This window comes from Brevundimonas intermedia (assembly GCF_027922165.1).
GTDB lineage: Bacteria > Pseudomonadota > Alphaproteobacteria > Caulobacterales > Caulobacteraceae > Brevundimonas > Brevundimonas intermedia.
The window spans coordinates 477,915-493,365 of sequence record NZ_BSFD01000001.1 but is presented as its reverse complement, the minus strand read 5'-3'; the positions used below and the strand labels follow the sequence as shown (position 1 = coordinate 493,365).

Annotated in this window: 20 protein-coding genes; 12 read left to right on the top strand and 8 right to left on the bottom strand. The window is 68.0% G+C overall.

What is annotated here, in order from left to right:
• Positions 1 to 120 precede the first annotated feature (120 nt).
• Entirely contained in the window at positions 121 to 654 is a 534-nt protein-coding gene (locus PKE72_RS02365) for a GNAT family N-acetyltransferase (RefSeq protein WP_271163861.1), read from the top strand.
• 1 nt (position 655) lies between these two features.
• On the opposite strand, the gene PKE72_RS02360 is transcribed toward PKE72_RS02365, so the two are convergent.
• The 3 genes from PKE72_RS02360 to PKE72_RS02350 all read right to left on the bottom strand — a co-directional run bounded on the left by PKE72_RS02360 (position 656) and on the right by PKE72_RS02350 (position 2,063).
• The gene (locus PKE72_RS02360; RefSeq protein WP_271163860.1) at positions 656 to 853 is read right to left on the bottom strand and encodes a hypothetical protein; all 198 of its coding nucleotides are present in this window, start codon (positions 851 to 853) and stop codon (positions 656 to 658) included.
• Positions 854 to 955: 102 nt separating this feature from the next.
• Positions 956 to 1,447 carry a BA14K family protein gene (locus PKE72_RS02355; RefSeq protein ID WP_271163859.1) on the bottom strand — a complete coding sequence of 164 codons (492 nt, stop codon included), beginning with the start codon at positions 1,445 to 1,447 and terminating at the stop codon, positions 956 to 958.
• Positions 1,448 to 1,538: 91 nt separating this feature from the next.
• Entirely contained in the window at positions 1,539 to 2,063 is a 525-nt protein-coding gene (locus PKE72_RS02350; RefSeq protein WP_271163858.1) for a hypothetical protein, read from the bottom strand.
• Positions 2,064 to 2,278: 215 nt separating this feature from the next.
• Here PKE72_RS02350 and PKE72_RS02345 point away from each other — a divergent pair, with 215 nt between their 5' ends.
• Both PKE72_RS02345 and PKE72_RS02340 read left to right on the top strand, forming a co-directional pair.
• Complete coding sequence (locus PKE72_RS02345) at positions 2,279 to 3,481, top strand: threonine ammonia-lyase (RefSeq protein WP_271163857.1); 1,203 nt, start codon at positions 2,279 to 2,281, stop codon at positions 3,479 to 3,481.
• Positions 3,462 to 3,980, top strand: a complete 519-nt coding sequence (locus PKE72_RS02340; RefSeq protein ID WP_271163856.1) for an FKBP-type peptidyl-prolyl cis-trans isomerase — start codon at positions 3,462 to 3,464, stop codon at positions 3,978 to 3,980. Before PKE72_RS02345 ends, PKE72_RS02340 begins: the two co-directional genes overlap by 20 nt.
• 457 nt (positions 3,981 to 4,437) lie before the next feature.
• On the opposite strand, the gene queG is transcribed toward PKE72_RS02340, so the two are convergent.
• Positions 4,438 to 5,553 (bottom strand): tRNA epoxyqueuosine(34) reductase QueG, encoded by a 1,116-nt coding sequence (gene queG / locus PKE72_RS02335; protein WP_271163855.1) that lies wholly within the window; start codon positions 5,551 to 5,553, stop codon positions 4,438 to 4,440.
• Positions 5,554 to 5,785: 232 nt separating this feature from the next.
• On the bottom strand, positions 5,786 to 6,319 hold the full coding sequence (locus PKE72_RS02330) for a DUF2239 family protein (protein WP_271163854.1): 534 nt from the start codon (positions 6,317 to 6,319) through the stop codon (positions 5,786 to 5,788).
• A 58-nt stretch (positions 6,320 to 6,377) separates the two neighbouring features.
• On the opposite strand from PKE72_RS02330, the gene PKE72_RS02325 reads away from it, so the two are divergent.
• On the top strand, positions 6,378 to 6,713 hold the full coding sequence (locus PKE72_RS02325) for a GIY-YIG nuclease family protein (RefSeq protein WP_271163853.1): 336 nt from the start codon (positions 6,378 to 6,380) through the stop codon (positions 6,711 to 6,713).
• Positions 6,714 to 6,903: 190 nt separating this feature from the next.
• Entirely contained in the window at positions 6,904 to 7,917 is a 1,014-nt protein-coding gene (locus PKE72_RS02320) for a sensor histidine kinase (protein WP_271163852.1), read from the top strand.
• Positions 7,918 to 7,934: 17 nt separating this feature from the next.
• On the opposite strand, the gene fzlA is transcribed toward PKE72_RS02320, so the two are convergent.
• Both fzlA and PKE72_RS02310 read right to left on the bottom strand, forming a co-directional pair.
• Entirely contained in the window at positions 7,935 to 8,621 is a 687-nt protein-coding gene (fzlA, locus tag PKE72_RS02315; protein WP_271163851.1) for an FtsZ-binding protein FzlA, read from the bottom strand.
• A 43-nt stretch (positions 8,622 to 8,664) separates the two neighbouring features.
• Complete coding sequence (locus PKE72_RS02310) at positions 8,665 to 9,687, bottom strand: cation diffusion facilitator family transporter (RefSeq protein WP_271163850.1); 1,023 nt, start codon at positions 9,685 to 9,687, stop codon at positions 8,665 to 8,667.
• A 165-nt stretch (positions 9,688 to 9,852) separates the two neighbouring features.
• On the opposite strand from PKE72_RS02310, the gene PKE72_RS02305 reads away from it, so the two are divergent.
• Together PKE72_RS02305 and PKE72_RS02300 are read left to right on the top strand one after the other, a co-directional pair.
• Entirely contained in the window at positions 9,853 to 11,022 is a 1,170-nt protein-coding gene (locus PKE72_RS02305; protein WP_271163849.1) for a citrate/2-methylcitrate synthase, read from the top strand.
• Between the two features lie 24 nt (positions 11,023 to 11,046).
• Positions 11,047 to 11,847 (top strand): undecaprenyl-diphosphate phosphatase, encoded by an 801-nt coding sequence (locus PKE72_RS02300; RefSeq protein WP_271163848.1) that lies wholly within the window; start codon positions 11,047 to 11,049, stop codon positions 11,845 to 11,847.
• Positions 11,848 to 11,923: 76 nt separating this feature from the next.
• Here the strand turns inward: PKE72_RS02300 and PKE72_RS02295 are convergent, their stop codons facing one another.
• Positions 11,924 to 12,142: a hypothetical protein gene (locus PKE72_RS02295; protein ID WP_271163847.1), complete on the bottom strand. Its 219-nt coding sequence runs from the start codon at positions 12,140 to 12,142 to the stop codon at positions 11,924 to 11,926.
• Positions 12,143 to 12,265: 123 nt separating this feature from the next.
• Between PKE72_RS02295 and PKE72_RS02290 the strand changes: the two genes are divergently transcribed.
• The 5 genes from PKE72_RS02290 (at position 12,266) to PKE72_RS02270 (ending at position 15,385) form a co-directional block, all read left to right on the top strand.
• The gene (locus tag PKE72_RS02290) at positions 12,266 to 13,177 is read left to right on the top strand and encodes a class I SAM-dependent methyltransferase (protein ID WP_271163846.1); all 912 of its coding nucleotides are present in this window, start codon (positions 12,266 to 12,268) and stop codon (positions 13,175 to 13,177) included.
• Positions 13,178 to 13,319: 142 nt separating this feature from the next.
• Entirely contained in the window at positions 13,320 to 14,054 is a 735-nt protein-coding gene (locus tag PKE72_RS02285) for a pseudouridine synthase (protein WP_271163845.1), read from the top strand.
• A 19-nt stretch (positions 14,055 to 14,073) separates the two neighbouring features.
• Positions 14,074 to 14,337, top strand: coding sequence for a type II toxin-antitoxin system Phd/YefM family antitoxin (locus PKE72_RS02280; protein WP_228185843.1), 264 nt, complete (start codon positions 14,074 to 14,076; stop codon positions 14,335 to 14,337).
• Complete coding sequence (locus PKE72_RS02275; RefSeq protein ID WP_271163844.1) at positions 14,334 to 14,747, top strand: type II toxin-antitoxin system VapC family toxin; 414 nt, start codon at positions 14,334 to 14,336, stop codon at positions 14,745 to 14,747. The genes PKE72_RS02280 and PKE72_RS02275 overlap by 4 nt, the downstream gene beginning before the upstream one ends.
• On the top strand, positions 14,744 to 15,385 hold the full coding sequence (locus PKE72_RS02270) for a phosphoribosylanthranilate isomerase (RefSeq protein ID WP_271163843.1): 642 nt from the start codon (positions 14,744 to 14,746) through the stop codon (positions 15,383 to 15,385). Before PKE72_RS02275 ends, PKE72_RS02270 begins: the two co-directional genes overlap by 4 nt.
• Positions 15,386 to 15,451: the final 66 nt, after the last annotated feature.

Sequence of the window (15,451 nt, the reverse complement as noted above, 5' to 3'; positions counted from 1 at the left end):
CCGGACCAGGGAAGATATTCCGCGGGGAGTCTGGATCACCAGGCTCCCCGTTTGCGTTTCCCCGCCTCGAAGACCGTCCGAGCCCTCCAAGGAGGCGGTCACTGAGAGAGGCGATCGCCCATGTGCGTCATAGAAACCTCCCCCGTCGTCGAGACGCGGCGTCTGGTGCTGCGCGCGCCTGCGCCGCAGGACGCGCCCCGAATCGCGGCGCTGGCCAATGATCTGGACATTGCGCGGATGACCAAGCGGATGCCGCATCCGTTCCGCGTCCAGGACGCCGACGACTTCGTGTTGCAGGTCGCGTCGCAGGATCCGGCGCGGGCCAACACCTTTGTCATCGAGCACGAGGCGGCGGGACCGGTCGGGGTCATCGGCCTGTTTGAAGGCGAGGATCGGGTGCCCGAGGCCGGTTACTGGATCGGGCGGGAGTATTGGGGGCGGGGCTTCGCCACCGAGGCCCTGGACGCCGCCCTGGTCTGGGCCAGCCGCAAGTGGAAGCGGCGGGCGCTGGTGGCGGGGCATTTCGCCGACAATCCGGCGTCAGGGCGGGTGCTGGAGAAGGCGGGCTTCCTCTACACCGGCGAGACACGTCGGGCCTGGAGCCGGGCGCGGCGGGCCGAGGCCGATACGCGGATGATGGTGTGGCTGGCCTGATCTAGCCGGCGGCGAGGCCGGGGCCGAAGACGGCGGCGGCGCCCAGGACGCCGGCGATCAGCATGGCTGCGGCCCCGGCGACGAAGGCCGTGGCGGTGCGGGCGCGACGGCGCCGCGCGCCGCCTGCGCGGTATTTGCGGATCAGGATCATGGGGCCTCGGGTAAAGGCCTCGGACCCGATGATGTTGTGCTGGGACAAGAAGGCGCTCCCCGACTGTCTCGTGAGCGGGGATCTGTCCGGGGTCGGAGTGGTCAGAAGATGGCGATCCGCGTTACCGGGGTCGCATCTTCGTGAGCGAGGTCAGCCGCAGAAGACCAGCCGCCCGTCATACGTCCGGTAATAGCCGCTGGCGGGGTCGTAGGAGCGGTAGGCGCTGCGGCACCAGTCGATGCGTCGCGCGTCGCGCTCGCCATGGCCATAGGTCGAGCCGCCGCCGGGATAGACAAGATCCGGGCGACCGTAGGCGCCGGGATAGACGCCCGGGCCGTAATCATAGGCTGAGGCGCGGTAGCGGCGCGGATGGACCGGCCTTTGATCGCGCCAGGCGGCGCCGCAGTCGGTGCGGCCGGCGTCCCAATAGGCGTCGCAGCGATAGTCGCCAGGGCGGTCGGCCTGACCGTTGAAGTCGTAGCGGGCGCCGTAGTCCCTGGCGCCGTAATTCGGGGAGCGATAGTTGTCCCGCCCCTGATAGGCCCCGTGGTCGTAGCGGGTCGGCGGCTCGTACCAGGTCTGGGCCGCAGCCGGGACGGAGGACAGGGCCGTGGCGACGGCGGCGATCAGGGCGAGTCTCATGGTGGATCCCCAGAGCGGCCGAAGGCCGGGGCGGATGGGAACGCTTACTGAAGACGCTTACTGAAAACCCTTACGGGACAGGCTTACCGAACTAGAGCGTCACATTGACGACGCGGCCGCCCCGGGTGTCAACGCGGCGCATCAGCACCAGGGGGGCTTCGTCGCCCGTGCGGACCGGAACGATCAGGAACCAGCCGCCGTCGGGCAGGCCGCTGAAGCGGAAGCGGCCGTTGGCGCAGGGCTCGGAGCGGACGAAGCCGGTGTAGTTGGCGTTGGCGTCCGGCACAGTGCGGGCGCGGACGACGGCGGCGGGGACGGCGGCCCGCTCGGTCGAGCCGTACAGGGTGCGGAAGCGGGCGCGGGTGTAGGGGGTGTCGGGCGTCAGGCCGGCGGAGGCGACGCAGGCATAGGTCTTGCCGTCCTGGACATAGGCGACGCGGCCCTCGATGGCGGCCTGGCCCGAGCGTTCCGACCAGGCGAAGTCGGCCGGGTTGAAGGCGGCGGGGCCGCTGACGGGTGCGCCGCCGGGATAGGTCGTGGGGGCGCAGGCCGATACGGCGGCGGCGGCCAGGACGGCGGCGAGAACGGCGCGGGGGGCGAGGGGACGAATCGACATGGGCTTCCTCCGGAAATCCGGTCCGCCCTTGGGGGAGGCGGGGGCCGGAATGATCGTGGACCGGTCGCGGGGGTGCGACGGCCCTCTATCGCACGAGCGACAACGCCTGTTCCACGGTCAAGGTTGCACCCTCTGGACCCGGAACCGACAAAGCGCGAAACAGGCGGGAGAATTCGTCGGGCGCGCCGCCCGGCCCGCTGTACTGGAGTGCGCCCATGACCGTCACCTTCGCCGATATCGAGGCGGCCAGGGGCCGAATCGCCGGTCAGGTCGATCGCACCCCGACCCGCTACTCGCGCAAGCTGTCTCAGCTGACCGGGGCAGAAGTCTGGGTCAAGTTCGACAATCTGCACTTCACCGGCAGCTTCAAGGAGCGCGGGGCGCTGAACCGGCTGCTGATGCTGACGCCGGAGGAGCGCAAGCGCGGGGTGGTGGCGGCCAGCGCCGGGAACCATGCCCAGGCCCTGGCCTATCACGGGGGGCGGCTGGGGGTGCCGGTCACCATCGTGATGCCGGAGGGAACCCCCTTCGCCAAGATCAACGGCACCCGGTCCCATGGGGCGACCGTGGTGATCGAGGGGCTGGACTTCACCGGATCGACCGAGGAGGCCAAGCGGCTGGAGGCGGAGAAGGGCTTCGTCTTCGTCTCGGCTTTCGATGACGAAGGGATCGTGGCGGGCCAGGGGGTCTGCGCCATCGAGTTCCTGGAGGACGCGCCGGACCTGGAAGCCCTGCTGATCCCCATCGGCGGGGGCGGGTTGATCGCCGGCTGCGCCATCGCGGCCAAGGCGATGAAGCCGGACATCAAGGTGTTCGGGGTCGAGGCGGCGCGATACCCGTCCTTTACGGCGCGGCGGGCGGGCAAGCCGCCGGTCTGCACCGGCCAGACCATCGCCGAGGGCATCGCCATCAAGGCGGTCGGCGAGATCCCCTTCGCCCTGGCCGATCCGCTGGTGGACGAGGTCTTCGTCTGCGAGGAGGCGGACTTCGAACGGGCGGTGGCCCACTATGTCACCTATGAGAAGACGGTGTCGGAGGGGGCGGGCGCGGGCGGTCTGGCGGCCCTGCTGGCCTATCCCGAGCGGTTCAAGGGAATGAAGGTCGGGCTGGAGCTGTGTGGCGGCAATATCGATGCGCGGATGCTGGCCGTGGTGCTCAATCGCGAGATGGTCCGTGAACGGAGATTGATCGTCTACCGCATCCTGGGCGACGACCGGCCGGGCATGTTGTCGGCCATGGCGGCGGTGATCGGGGGCCTGGGCGGAAATATCATCGACGTGGTCCACAACCGTCTGGCCCTGGACGTGCCGGCCAAGGGCGCCGAGTTCGACATCATGGTCGAAACGCGCGATAGCGCCCACGCCGACGAGATCGGCGAGGCCTTGAAGGAACGCGGCTATGAACTTCGGATGGGGTAAGGCGGCCGTCGTCGCCGGTCTGATGCTGGTCGGCTGCGGCCGGTCGGAACCGGTCGATCCGAACGCGGGCAAGGCCGAGGCGGCCGCCTTCATGGAGAAGAACGCCAAGGCAGAGGACGTCGTGACCCTGCCGAGCGGGCTGCAGTACCGGGTGGTTCAGTCGGGCGCTGCCGGCGGCGTCAGCCCGGATCGCAACGACCTGGTCAAGGTGGATTACGAGGGCAAGCTGGTCGACGACACCGTGTTTGACAGCTCGTTCGCGCGCGGGGCGCCGGCGGTGTTCACGCCCGAGACCGTCGTGCCCGGCTGGACCGAGGCCCTGCAGAAGATGCACGTGGGCGACGAGTGGATCCTGTTCGTGCCGCCGGCCCTGGGTTACGGCGAAGTGGGCGGGGGTAGCGATATTCCGCCCAACGCCGTGCTGATCTTCCGGCTGAAGCTGCTGGATGTGGCGCCCGTGCCGGGCGGCGGATCGGGCGTCGGGACCGGTATGGGGTGAGTGAAGGGCGTCTCATTCCTGCTTTATGGGGAGGCGCCATGCCCGCTCTCAACGGGCCTCCCTCTTTCGTCATTCCGGGCGGAGGGCCGCTTGGCCCGCAGACCCGGAACCCAGCGGCGCGCGAGAGCGCGAACCTGTCGCGGACTCGCTGGTCCAGCATCGTGCGTCGGATAGATTTCGCCTTCGGCGCCGCTGGGTTCCGGGTCTCCGCTACGCTGCGCCCGGAATGACGAAAGAGGAAAGCAGGGCAGACCGTCGCCACACACACGGAGACGAGGTTGGCACTGCAAAATTGCGTGCCAAGGGCGCCAAAGGCGCCATTTGTGCCAGGCGCAGGCTGAAACGCTGAGAACGATGTCAAAGACCGGGGCGGATTATATCCCGGCCTGGACCTGGGCGCGGTAAAGGCGCGAACCGAATTCCAAGTCGTTGAAAAGGCGATTCTTTCGTTCAGAAATTAGGCGCGCAAGCCCTGCCATTCGCGCAGAACCTCGGGGTCGGTTTCAGCGGTCGCCTGGGCCAGAGCGGCGAAATCGGCCGGGGCCATCAGGCGCGACAGGGCCCAGACGGCGGCGCCGCGCACCAGGGGGGCGGGGTCGGCCAGCAGGGCTTGCGTCGGGGCGATCAGGGTCGGGTCGTAGGAATTGCCGACCGCATAGAGGACGTTCCTCAGGAACCGGTCGCGGCCGATCCGCTTGACCGGGCTCTTGGTGAACAGGGTGCGGAAGGCGGCGTCGTCGAGAGTCAGCAGGTCTGACAGGCGCGGGCTGTCGAACGCGGGGCGCGGCTGCAGCCGGATCTCGCGCGCCTCTTGGGCGAACTTGTTCCACGGACAGACGGCTAAGCAGTCGTCGCAGCCATAGATGCGCGAGCCGGTCAGGGGGCGGAACTCGACCGGCCAGGGACCGGCGAATTCGATGGTCAGGTAGGAGAGGCAGCGCCGGGCGTCGAGCTGGAACGGGGCGGGGAAGGCGTTGGTGGGGCAGGCGTCGAGACAGGCGGTGCAGCGGCCGCAGTGTTCGGTCTCGGCCGCGTCCGGTTCGATCTCGGCGGCGGTCAGGATCGTGCCCAGGAACAGCCAGTTGCCGTGGGTGCGGCTGAGCAGATTGGTGTGTTTGCCCTGCCAACCCAGTCCGGCGCGCTGGGCCAACGGCTTTTCCATTAACGGGGCGGTGTCGACGAAGACCTTGATATCGGCGCCGTTGCGGGCCGCGATCTGACCCGCCAGCTGTTTCAGCCGGCCCTTGATCACCTCATGATAGTCGTCGCCGCGCGCGTAGACCGAGATATAGGCGGCCGAACGGTCGGCCAGTTGGTCCAGCGGGTTGTCGTCGGGGCCGTAGTTCATGCCCAGGACGATGGCGGTTTTCGCCTCGTCCCACATGGCGGTGGGATGCTGGCGGCGGTCCAGCGTCGTTTCCATCCATTCCATGTCGCCATGCCGGCCCTCGTCCACGAAATACCGCAGCCGCTCGCCCGCCGGCCAGGCGTCGGCGGCCGAAGCGAAGCGGCAGACGTCGAAGCCGAGCTCGGTTGCGCGCTGGCGGATGAAGGTTTTCAGGCGGTCGGACACGGGCGGGGGATAGCATAGTTTTCTCCCTCCCCGTTCGGGGAGGGGGGCGAAGCGGAGCGAAGCCGGGTGGGAAGGGCAAGGCGCCGTCTCTCTCGTTGTCTCTCTCTCGTCGTCATTCTGGGCGCAATCCCCAGGGTGACGGGTTTTAGGGGGAGCGGTGCGCTGGCGCCTGGCCGACCCCACCCGGTCGCTGCGCGACCCCCCTCCCCCGCAGGGGGAGGGAGAGGCGAGTCTATGCGGCCTCGCCGTCGAACAATTCCAGGATTTGGGCGCGGATGTCCGCGGGCCACGGCGCGATCAGTGCGGCGAGACGGTCGCGGTCTGCGGCGAACAGGGCGCGGCTGGCCTCTTCGAAATCGGGGGCGTCGCCGGCCATCTCGACCATGAACCCATAGGCGGCGTCGGTGCGGAGGCGTCGCGCGTCGTCGTCCGCGCCGGTCTTGCGGGCCTGGTCCACCAGACGTCGCAGGGCGGCCGAGGCGCCGCCCGGCTGGGTCGCCAGCCAGTCCCACTGACGGGGCAGGAGCGTGACCTCGCGCGCGGCGACGCCCAGGCGGGGACGGCCGCGCTTGGGAGCCGGAGCAGGTTCTGTCTCGCTGAGGTGCAGGTCGACCGGCCGACCGGTCGCCAGATCGAACACGCGCAGCGCGGCTTGAGGCGACGCCGCCAGGGCCTTGCGGAAGCCGGCCGCCACAGCGGCGTCCGAGCCTCTGGCGATGCGGCGGGGGCCGTCGAACAGAACCAGATCGCGATCTTCGTCGCTCATGTATTTACCCGGATGAAATTAGCTGTCACATTTATACCCGGATAAATGAGAGAGCGCCATGACCCTGCCAAATCGCAAGACCCTGATCGCCGCATACAAGGAGCGGCCGATCATCGCCGGGGTCTATGCCGTGATCTGCAGCGCGACGGGCCAGGTCTGGGTCGGCAAGAGCCGCCACATCGACACCGAACAGAACGGCCTGTGGTTCGCGCTGCGCCATGGCGGCAGCCCCTATCGGTCACTACAGGCGGCGTGGAAGGCGCATGCGCCCGAGGATTTCCGGTTCGAGCAGTTGGACCGCCTGCCGGAGGATATTTCGGATCTGAGGCGCAAGGACGAACTGGTCAGCCGGGCGAAGCTGTGGATCGCGCGCTTGGGTGCGGAGGCGCTTTAGGGGGCGCCGATCTTCGCGTCTGACGCGGCGATCATTCGATGCCGTGGTTGCGCCCTGCTCATGCTAGGGTGAGCCAAGGACGCCTCGGCGCGTCTGAACCCGAGGCTTGATGTCCAATCTGGATGTCGCGACGGGATCGGAAAGGGAGGCCATGGCTCCCACATCTCACACGACGGAAGTCGGCGGCGCCTTGGCCTTGGCGGTCATTGCCGTGTCGCGCGCGCCGCTGCTTCTGATGGACGAGCAGTTCACGGTCGTCGCAGCCAGCGAGACCTTTCTCCAGGCGTTCGCACTGAACAGCGACGCCGTGCGAGGGCGCTCGATCTTCGCCCTCGGCGACGGCGAATGGAATCTGCCCCGGCTGCATTCGCTGTTGGAGGCGGTCGGCTCGGGCGACGCCGAGGTGGCGGACTATCAGTTGGAGATGTCTGTCAAGGGCGCCGCACCGCGCAGCCTGCGCCTCAATGCCGAGCGGCTGGCGTTTTCCGACGCCATGCCGGTGCGGCTGTTGCTGACCATCGTGGATGTGACCGCGTTAAACGCCACCCAAAGGAAGATGGACGATCTGGTCCGGCAGAAGGAGGTCCTTTTGCAGGAAGTCCAGCATCGCGTCGCCAACAGCCTGCAGATCATCGCCAGCGTGCTGCTTCAGTCCGCTCGAAAGGTGGCGTCGGTCGAGAGCCGTGCGCACCTGACGGAGGCGCACAATCGCGTCCTGTCGGTGGCCGAGGTCCAGCGGCAGCTTTCCCTGACCCAGGTGGGGGATGTGGCGCTCAAGCCGTATCTGACGCAGCTGTGCAACAGCATCGCCGCGTCAATGGTCGCCGACCATGAGCAGTTGCGGATCGAGGTGGACGGCGACGGAAGCACGGTGGATTCCGAGGTCTCGGTCAGCGTCGGACTGATCGTCACCGAACTGGTGATCAATGCCTTGAAGCACGCGTTTCCGAAAGGCCGTAAAGGCGTCGTGAGCGTCGATTACCGGTCGCGGTCCGAGGGCTGGGAACTGGCGGTTTCGGATGACGGGGTCGGCATGCCGAAGACACGGGGCGTGGCGGAGTCGGGTTTGGGAACGGCCATCGTAACGGCTCTGGCCAGTCAACTGGCGGCGTCGATCACCGTCGAGGACCTTGCGCCCGGCACGAAGGTTTCGGTCAAGCACCTCGAAGCGGGAACCGAGCCGGAGCCGTTGCCCGCCGTCTAGATGGGGCCTGATCCGGGTCAGAAATCCAGGTCGGCGTACCAGGCCGACGGGGGGACGCCGACGAAGCGGTCCGCCAGCAGGGGGCGGAAGCAGGGGCGGGATTTGAGTTTGGAGTACCAGGTCTTCAGCGACGGCCAGTTGGCCCACTGGACCTCGCCGAAATAGTCGAGAACCGACAGGTGGGCGGCGGCGATCAGGTCGGCCTGGCTCAGCCTACGGCCGGCCAGCCAGTCGCGGGCGGCGACCAGCTCTTCCAGCATGGCGAGATGGGACTTGAGGGCGTCGCGGCCGTGGCGCAGGGCGCGGGCCTCGGGCGGACCCAGTTTGAGCAGGGGTTTCTCCATCCGCTCGTGCAGCAGGACGGCGTCGACCTCGTCGGTGAAGCGGCGCTCGAACCAGCCGGTCAGGCGGCGCGCCTCGGCCCGTTCGGCGGGGTCGGCGGGCAGGAGCAGGGGTGATTTCTGTTGATCCTCGATCCAGCCCAGGACGGCGGGCAGTTCGCACAGGGTCAGGGGGCGGCCGCGGTCGGTGGTCTGGACCACGGGCGGCAGGCCCGAGGGGTTCAGGTCATTGACGGGGCAGTCGTCCTCCCACGGACGAACCGGGGTGTCGGTCCATTCGATGCGCGCTTCGCCCAGGGCCAGACGCGCGGCGCGCGAGGCGGGCTGGAAGGCGAAATGGAACAGGACGCTGGACTCGGACATCACCGCTTACTGCGCCGGCATCCGTTAATGTCCGTTTACCGGATCAGGACCAGGGGCCTTTGGGACGGGGCTGGAGCGGAGCCTGGGTGTCGGTTTTGACCTCGGGTGCGGCGTCTGACGGGGGCGAGGCGCCCGCTGTCTCGGCCGGCTGGGGGCGGGGGCGGCCGCGCGGGTCGGCGTGGATCAGAATGTCGGCGGTCGGATAGTGGCTGAGGATGCGGTTTTCGGCCTCGACGACGATGGCGTGGGCGGCGTCCAGCGTCAGTTCGGGATCCAGATCGACGTGCATCTGTACCATCATCACCTGACCCGCCATGCGAGTGCGCAGCTGGTGGACGCCCGAGATGCGCGGATCGGCCAGGACCGCGTGGGTGACGGCGACGCGGTCGGACTCAGGCGCAGCGCGGTCCAGCAGATGGTCGGCGGCGGCCTTCAGCATGCCGGTCGCGCCCCAGAACAGCCAGACGGCGACCACCAGGCCGGCGGCGGCGTCCAGGCCGGGCGCGTTCAGGAAGGCGCCCGAGATCACCCCGATCAGCACCACCAGATTGGCGGCCAGGTCGGCGGCGTAGTGGGCGCGGTCGCCCGCGACGGCCATTGAGCCGGTCTTCTTCAGCGCCCTGGTCTGCATCCAGACCAGCCAGGCGGTGATGGCGATGGACACGATCACCACCCCGCTCGCCCAGCCGCCGGACGCGACGGGGCGCGGGTCGAAGATGCGCTGAAGCCCCTCCCAGCCGATGAAGACGGCCGAGGCGAAGACCAGGCCAGCCTGGACCAGGGCGGCGAGGGCCTCACCCTTGCCCCGGCCGTAGCGGTGGTGCTCGTCCGGCGGGGCGGCGGCCCAGCGGACGGCGTAGAAGGTCGCGAGGGAGGCGATCAGGTCCAGGGTCGAGTCCGCCAGGCTGGCCAGGATGGAGACCGAGCCCGAGGCGCCCAGGGCGAAGGCCTTGAGCGCGATCAGGACCAGGGCGACGCCGACCGAAAGACGCGTGATGCGCCGGGTCGCCAGATGGGCGTCCTCGATCGGCGTGGGCGCAGGCGGAGAGGCGGGCGGCGTCGTCATCAGGCTCCCTTGTCGCGCAATCGTGGCGGAAAGCCAACCGGGGGACGTCGAGCAGGAGCAAATCGAACGCCCCAACTGGATCAAGCGGAGCGTTAGCGTTAAGGACATGAAACGGCGCTATGTCGGTTTCCGTTCTCTACTTGTGGCATCGGTCGTGGAGACGACATGAGCGCTGACGAACGTTGGATCGCGAGAAGCGAGGCCCTGACCCGATTGGGGGTAAAGGCCCAGACCCTGTACGCCTATGTCAGCCGGGGTCGGATCGCGGCCCGGCCGGACCCTACGGATCCCCGACGCAGCCTGTACGCCGTGTCCGACGTCGCGCGGATGTGCGGCGAGGGCGAGGAGGCGGAGGCGTCTGAAGTGCGCCGGCCGGTCGTGGGGGCGGCGGCGCGCGGCGAGGCGGACATCCAGTCGTCGGTGTCCCTGATCGTCGACGGACGGCTGTTCTATCGCGGTCTGGACACGGTCCAGATGTCCGAGGCCGTCACGGCGGAGGCGGCGGCGCGCACCCTGTGGGACGCACGCGAGGCCGATCCCTTCGCCGAGTTGAAGCCCCGGATCGATCCCATCGTCGGCGGCGCGACCCAGAGGCGGGTGCTGGCCGTGCTGGGTCGGCGCGCCATCGAGGACCGGTCGCTGCGGGCGCATGACGCGGCCAGCCTGAAGCGCGAGGCGGCCTCGCTGCTGAGCGAGGTGGTGGACAGCGTGTCCGGCCCGGGCCCGCGCCTTTATCTGCACCAGCGGCTGGCGCGCGGGTTCAAGACCGCGGAGCGCGACAGCCATCTGATCCGCCGGGCCCTGGTCCTGGGGGCCGAGTGCGGTCTGGATGAAGCCGTGCTGGCGGCGCGGGCGGCGGCCGGCGGCGGGGCGCCCCTGGCCGGGGCGGTGATGGCGGGCGTGACGACCCTGTCGGGCCGGGCGCTGACGGAGATGGACGAGGTGACCGCCTATGTCGGCGAGGCGCGGCGCGATCCGGACGGGGCGGCCCGGCGCTGGATCGGGCTGAGGGGCGGCGTGCCCGGTTTCGGGGCGGCGGCCGAGTTCGGTCGGGTCGATCCGCGCGTTCCGGCCCTGCTGGAGCCTGCGGACCTGCCCGCCGACCTGAGGGCGGTGTTGAGCGAGGGCGAGGCGGCAGGGGGACAGGCGGCGAGTTTCGCCCTGGCCCTGGCCCTGACCGCGCGGCGACTGGACCTGGGGCCGACGGGGGCGGGCGACCTGCTGGTGCTGGGGCGTCTGATCGGTCTGCTGGCCCATGCGGTGGATCAGGCCACGGACGGCTCGCCTATCCGGGCCAGATTGCGCTATGTGGGGCCTGAGCCGGGCTCCCACTGAACACCCCGGCTCTCAGGGGATCACATGTCTGACTGGCTTGCGGCGATCATTCTTGGTCTGGTCGAAGGACTGACCGAGTTCATTCCGGTGTCCTCGACGGGGCACATGCTTCTGCTCGGCCATTTCATGGGGTTCGAGAGCTCGGGCAAGACGTTCGAGATCGTTATCCAACTGGGCGCCCTGCTGGCCATCGTCAGCGTCTATTTCAAGCGGCTGTGGACCCTGGCGACGCGCTGGCCCTTTGATGTTGAGGCGCGGCGATTCCTGATCGGCCTGCTGGTTGCGTTCGCGCCGGCGGTGGTGATCGGCTTCCTGGCCTATGACTTCATCAAGACCGTGCTGTTCGAGACGCCGCAGGTGGTGTGCGTCGCCCTGATCGTCGGCGGGGTGATCCTGCTGGCGCTGGACCGGATGGACAAGCGGCCCCAGTGGCTGGACGCCAACCAGTATCCGATGCGAATCTATTTCCTGATCGGCCTGTTCCAGTGCCTGGCCATGATCCCCGGCGTGTCGCGCTCGGGCGCCACCATCGCCGGCGGCCTGATGCTGAAGACCGACAAGCGGTCGGCGGCCGAGTTCAGCTTCTTCCTGGCCCTGCCCACCATGGGGGCGGCGGTGGCCTATGACCTGCTGAAGAACCACAAGACGCTGGATTTCAGCGACGTCGGCTTGATCGCGGTGGGCTTCCTGGTGGCCTTCCTGACGGCCCTGGTGGTGGTGCGGTTCTTGCTGGATTTCGTGTCCAAGCACGGGTTTGCGCCCTTTGCCTGGTGGCGGATCGTGGTCGGGGTGGTCGGGCTGGCGCTGTTGCAGGCCGGGTTCTGAGCTGGACGCTAGCTGTGGGTGAAATTCTGGCTCGTCGGCTGACGACCTGGAGCATTTAGCGGCGCGATGGGGATTGTCAGATGGACTGGACGTTGCTGCCGCTGAGCAAATGGGTGTGGTTTCCACTGTTCGCCTTGATCGGTGCGGTGATTTTGTCAGTGCGATTTGAGATGTACACTACGAGGTCGGCGTGGTTTTGCGGCCTTTTCGTATCTGTGATGTTCGCGGGAACATACTTGGCGTCTCTACTGGAAAATGGCCGGGTAAATATTTTTGTGATGATATCTGCGGTCATTTCTCCATTCATCGGATCCTGGCTTGCGTTGGCCCTGAAGCGATTGCGTTGATCGTGCCGATGTTCCTGGTGGTCATCCTCCAGCGGCTGGCGATTTTCGTCCCCAACCTCTAAGGGGCGGGCATGACCACGCTTCTTTACGGCCGACCGCCGGTCGTCTTCGATCCACCCAGCACTGGAGCGGGCGCCGCGATCCAGACCTCGCCTCTGATCCCCGGCTCCACCGCGCTTGAGACCGTGCCCGAGGCTTCGGTCGACGACATCATGATCTACGCCCCGCCCGGCGTGCTGGAGCGGCGCTACACCCTGGCCCTGGCGCTGAGAGCGCTGAAGGTCGGCGGGCGGCTGGACGTCATGGCGCTGAAGGACAAGGGCGGGTCGCGGCTGAAGAAGGAGCTGACCGGCTTCGGCGTCGAGGTCGGCGAGACGGCCAAGGCGCACCACCGCCGCTGTATCGTGATCAAGCCCGAGACGATGGCCGGGATCGACGAGGCCATAGCCGAGGGCGCGGCGCGGATCGTGCCGGGGCTGGAGGCCTGGTCGCAGCCGGGCGTGTTCGCCTGGGACCGGATCGACGTGGGTTCGGCCCTGCTGGCGCAGCATATGCCGGCGCTGAAGGGGGCGGGCGTCGATCTGGGCTGCGGCTATGGAGCGCTGGCGACGGTGGCTCTGCGGTCGTCGGCGGTGACGTCGCTGAGGCTGATCGACCTGGACCGCCGGGCGGTTGAGGCGGCGCGGAAGAACGTCGAAGACCCGCGCGCGACCATCGAATGGGCGGATGTGCGGACGATGGTGGCGGAGGGCGAGCTGAACTTCATCATCAGCAATCCGCCCTTCCATGACGGCGGGGCGGAGGATCGCCGGCTGGGCCAGGCCTTTATCCGCAAGGCCGCCGAACTGCTGAAGAAGGGCGGGGCCGCCTGGATCGTGGCGAACCGGCACCTGCCGTACGAGGCTGAGCTGAATACGGCGTTCAACCGGGTGCGGCTGGTCGCGGATTCGGGCGGGTACAAGCTGTTCGAGGCGGTGAAGTGAGCCGCCCTGCTTTAAACCGTCATCCTCGCCCTTGTGGCGAGGATCCATACGCCCGGTGTTCGACGGTCGTGCTGTCTGCGGACGCACCGGGGGTATGGATCCTAGGGACAAGCCCTAGGATGACGGGTTTTGGGGGTGCGGCGTGACCAAGACACCCACCTCTCGCGTCGACCGCCTGCTGGGATCGATGGGCTATGGCTCGCGGGCCGAGATGGCGCGGATGGCCAAGGCGGGCGGGATCGTTCTGGACGGCGCGGACCTGACGGACGTGTCGAAGCGGATCGCCGTGACGGCGGATCTGCCCAGCCGGATGGAGATCGACGGCGAGCCGCTGGACCCGGTTCAGGGGATGGTGATCCTGTTGAACAAGCCGCTGGGCATGACCTGTTCGCACAAGGAAGAGGGCGCGCTGGTCTATGACATCCTGCCGGGACGTTGGCGGGCGCGCGATCCGGCCATCTCGACCATCGGGCGGCTGGACAAGCAGACCACGGGCCTGCTGCTGCTGACCGATGACGGGGATTTGCTGCACCGGGTGATCAGTCCCAAACGCCATGTGGCCAAGGTCTATCGCGCCGGGCTGGCGCGGCCGCTGGTCGGGACGGAAGGGGCGCTGTTCGCCTCGGGCGAACTGGTGCTGGAGGGCGAGGACAAGCCGCTGGCGCCGGCGGTGCTGGAGGTGGTGTCCCCGACCGAGGCCCTGCTGACGGTGACGGAGGGCCGCTATCACCAGGTGCGGCGCATGTTCGCCGCCGCCGGCAACCACGTCGAGACCCTGCACCGCGAACGGCTGGGCGGCCTGACGCTGCCGGCCGATCTGGCGCCGGGCCAGTGGCGGCTGCTGACGCCGGAGGAGATCGCGTCGATCTTCGTCTGATTGGACATTGGATGATCAGATGGCTATCTTGATGGCCATGTCCAGCTACTCCGTCGCCGAAGCCAAGAACAACCTGCCCAAGCTGCTGGATCGCATGTTGGCGGGTGAGGCCGTGACCATCACGCGGCGCGGCGTGCCTGTGGCGCGACTGGAGCCGGCGCAGGAGGTCGAGCCCACGTCAGGGCCGATGGACATGGACTGGCTGAAACGTGTGCGGATCAAGTCTGAAGCGGAGATGGATTCTGTGACCCTCTTGCGCCGGATGCGGGACGAAGAGATTTGACCGTCTATCTGGACACTAGCGTCCTGATGTCCCTATTTCAGAACGACAAACACACCGAGCGGGCGTCGGTCTGGATCGCGGGTGTCGATGCCTTCGTCATAAGCAGTTGGACCCTCACAGAGTTTTCCTCCGCCTTGGCGGTGAAGACGCGTATGCGCAATCTGCGCGACAGGGATCGGCGCGAGTTCGAACTGCTACTGGACCAATGGTTGAGAGGCAGGGTCGTCCTTTCTGTGGTTGACGGTGACATGGTGGAAGCGCGGCGCCTGGTGAAAAACGACGTGAGATTGCGCGCTCCCGATGCGCTTCATCTCGCGCTGGCGGCGAGGCATGGCTGCAGCCTGGCGACCCTTGACGAGGACATGGCCACGGTCGCCACAGACATCGGATTGACGGTGATCACGCCATGACGATCAAGATCAAGATTTGCGGCCTGACGACGCCCGACACCCTGGATGCCGCGCTGGACGGCGGGGCGGACTTCGTGGGGGCGGTGGTGTTTCCCAAGAGCCCGCGTCATCTGGCGCCGGAGGCGGCGGCGCGTCTGTTCGAGCGGGCGCGGGGGCGGGCGAAGATCGTGGCGGTGACGGTCGATCCGGACGACGGCCTGCTGGAAGAGATCGCAAGGGCGCTGAAGCCGGATTTCGTGCAACTGCACGGATCCGAGACCCCGGCGCGCGCGGAGCAGGTGCGGGCCTTGACCGGGGCCGGGGTGATCAAGGCCCTGCCGATCCGGCATGGCGACGACTTCGCCGCCGCCGACGAGTGGGATTATCACGCCGATCATCTGATGTTTGACGCCAAGCCGCCGGAAGGGTCGGTCCTGCCCGGCGGGGTGGGGCATAGTTTCGACTGGAACCTGCTGGCGGACCGGGCGTTTCGCCATCCCTGGTTCCTGGCGGGCGGCCTGAATCCCGACAATGTGGCCGAGGCCTTGAGGATCACCGGGGCGCCGATGCTGGACGTCTCCTCTGGCGTCGAAAGCGCGCCGGGTGTTAAGGACGCCGACCGGATCGCGGCCTTCATCCAAAACGCGCGCCGGACGTAATTACGACGCCTCTCCGCGTGAAAGTCGAAACCGTGAACGCTCAAACCCCCATCCATACCCCTGATC

Coding starts and splice junctions, on each gene's coding strand:
- PKE72_RS02290 (WP_271163846.1), top strand. CDS start 12,266: ATGACCACGCTTCTTTACGGCCGACCGCCGGTCGTCTTCGATCCACCC.
- PKE72_RS02345 (WP_271163857.1), top strand. CDS start 2,279: ATGACCGTCACCTTCGCCGATATCGAGGCGGCCAGGGGCCGAATCGCC.
- PKE72_RS02280 (WP_228185843.1), top strand. CDS start 14,074: ATGGCTATCTTGATGGCCATGTCCAGCTACTCCGTCGCCGAAGCCAAG.
- PKE72_RS02295 (WP_271163847.1), bottom strand. CDS start 12,142: ATGACCGCAGATATCATCACAAAAATATTTACCCGGCCATTTTCCAGT.
- PKE72_RS02305 (WP_271163849.1), top strand. CDS start 9,853: ATGAGCGCTGACGAACGTTGGATCGCGAGAAGCGAGGCCCTGACCCGA.
- PKE72_RS02340 (WP_271163856.1), top strand. CDS start 3,462: ATGAACTTCGGATGGGGTAAGGCGGCCGTCGTCGCCGGTCTGATGCTG.
- PKE72_RS02355 (WP_271163859.1), bottom strand. CDS start 1,447: ATGAGACTCGCCCTGATCGCCGCCGTCGCCACGGCCCTGTCCTCCGTC.
- PKE72_RS02350 (WP_271163858.1), bottom strand. CDS start 2,063: ATGTCGATTCGTCCCCTCGCCCCCCGCGCCGTTCTCGCCGCCGTCCTG.
- PKE72_RS02330 (WP_271163854.1), bottom strand. CDS start 6,319: ATGAGCGACGAAGATCGCGATCTGGTTCTGTTCGACGGCCCCCGCCGC.
- PKE72_RS02365 (WP_271163861.1), top strand. CDS start 121: ATGTGCGTCATAGAAACCTCCCCCGTCGTCGAGACGCGGCGTCTGGTG.
- PKE72_RS02270 (WP_271163843.1), top strand. CDS start 14,744: ATGACGATCAAGATCAAGATTTGCGGCCTGACGACGCCCGACACCCTG.
- PKE72_RS02310 (WP_271163850.1), bottom strand. CDS start 9,687: ATGACGACGCCGCCCGCCTCTCCGCCTGCGCCCACGCCGATCGAGGAC.
- PKE72_RS02325 (WP_271163853.1), top strand. CDS start 6,378: ATGACCCTGCCAAATCGCAAGACCCTGATCGCCGCATACAAGGAGCGG.
- PKE72_RS02300 (WP_271163848.1), top strand. CDS start 11,047: ATGTCTGACTGGCTTGCGGCGATCATTCTTGGTCTGGTCGAAGGACTG.
- fzlA (WP_271163851.1), bottom strand. CDS start 8,621: ATGTCCGAGTCCAGCGTCCTGTTCCATTTCGCCTTCCAGCCCGCCTCG.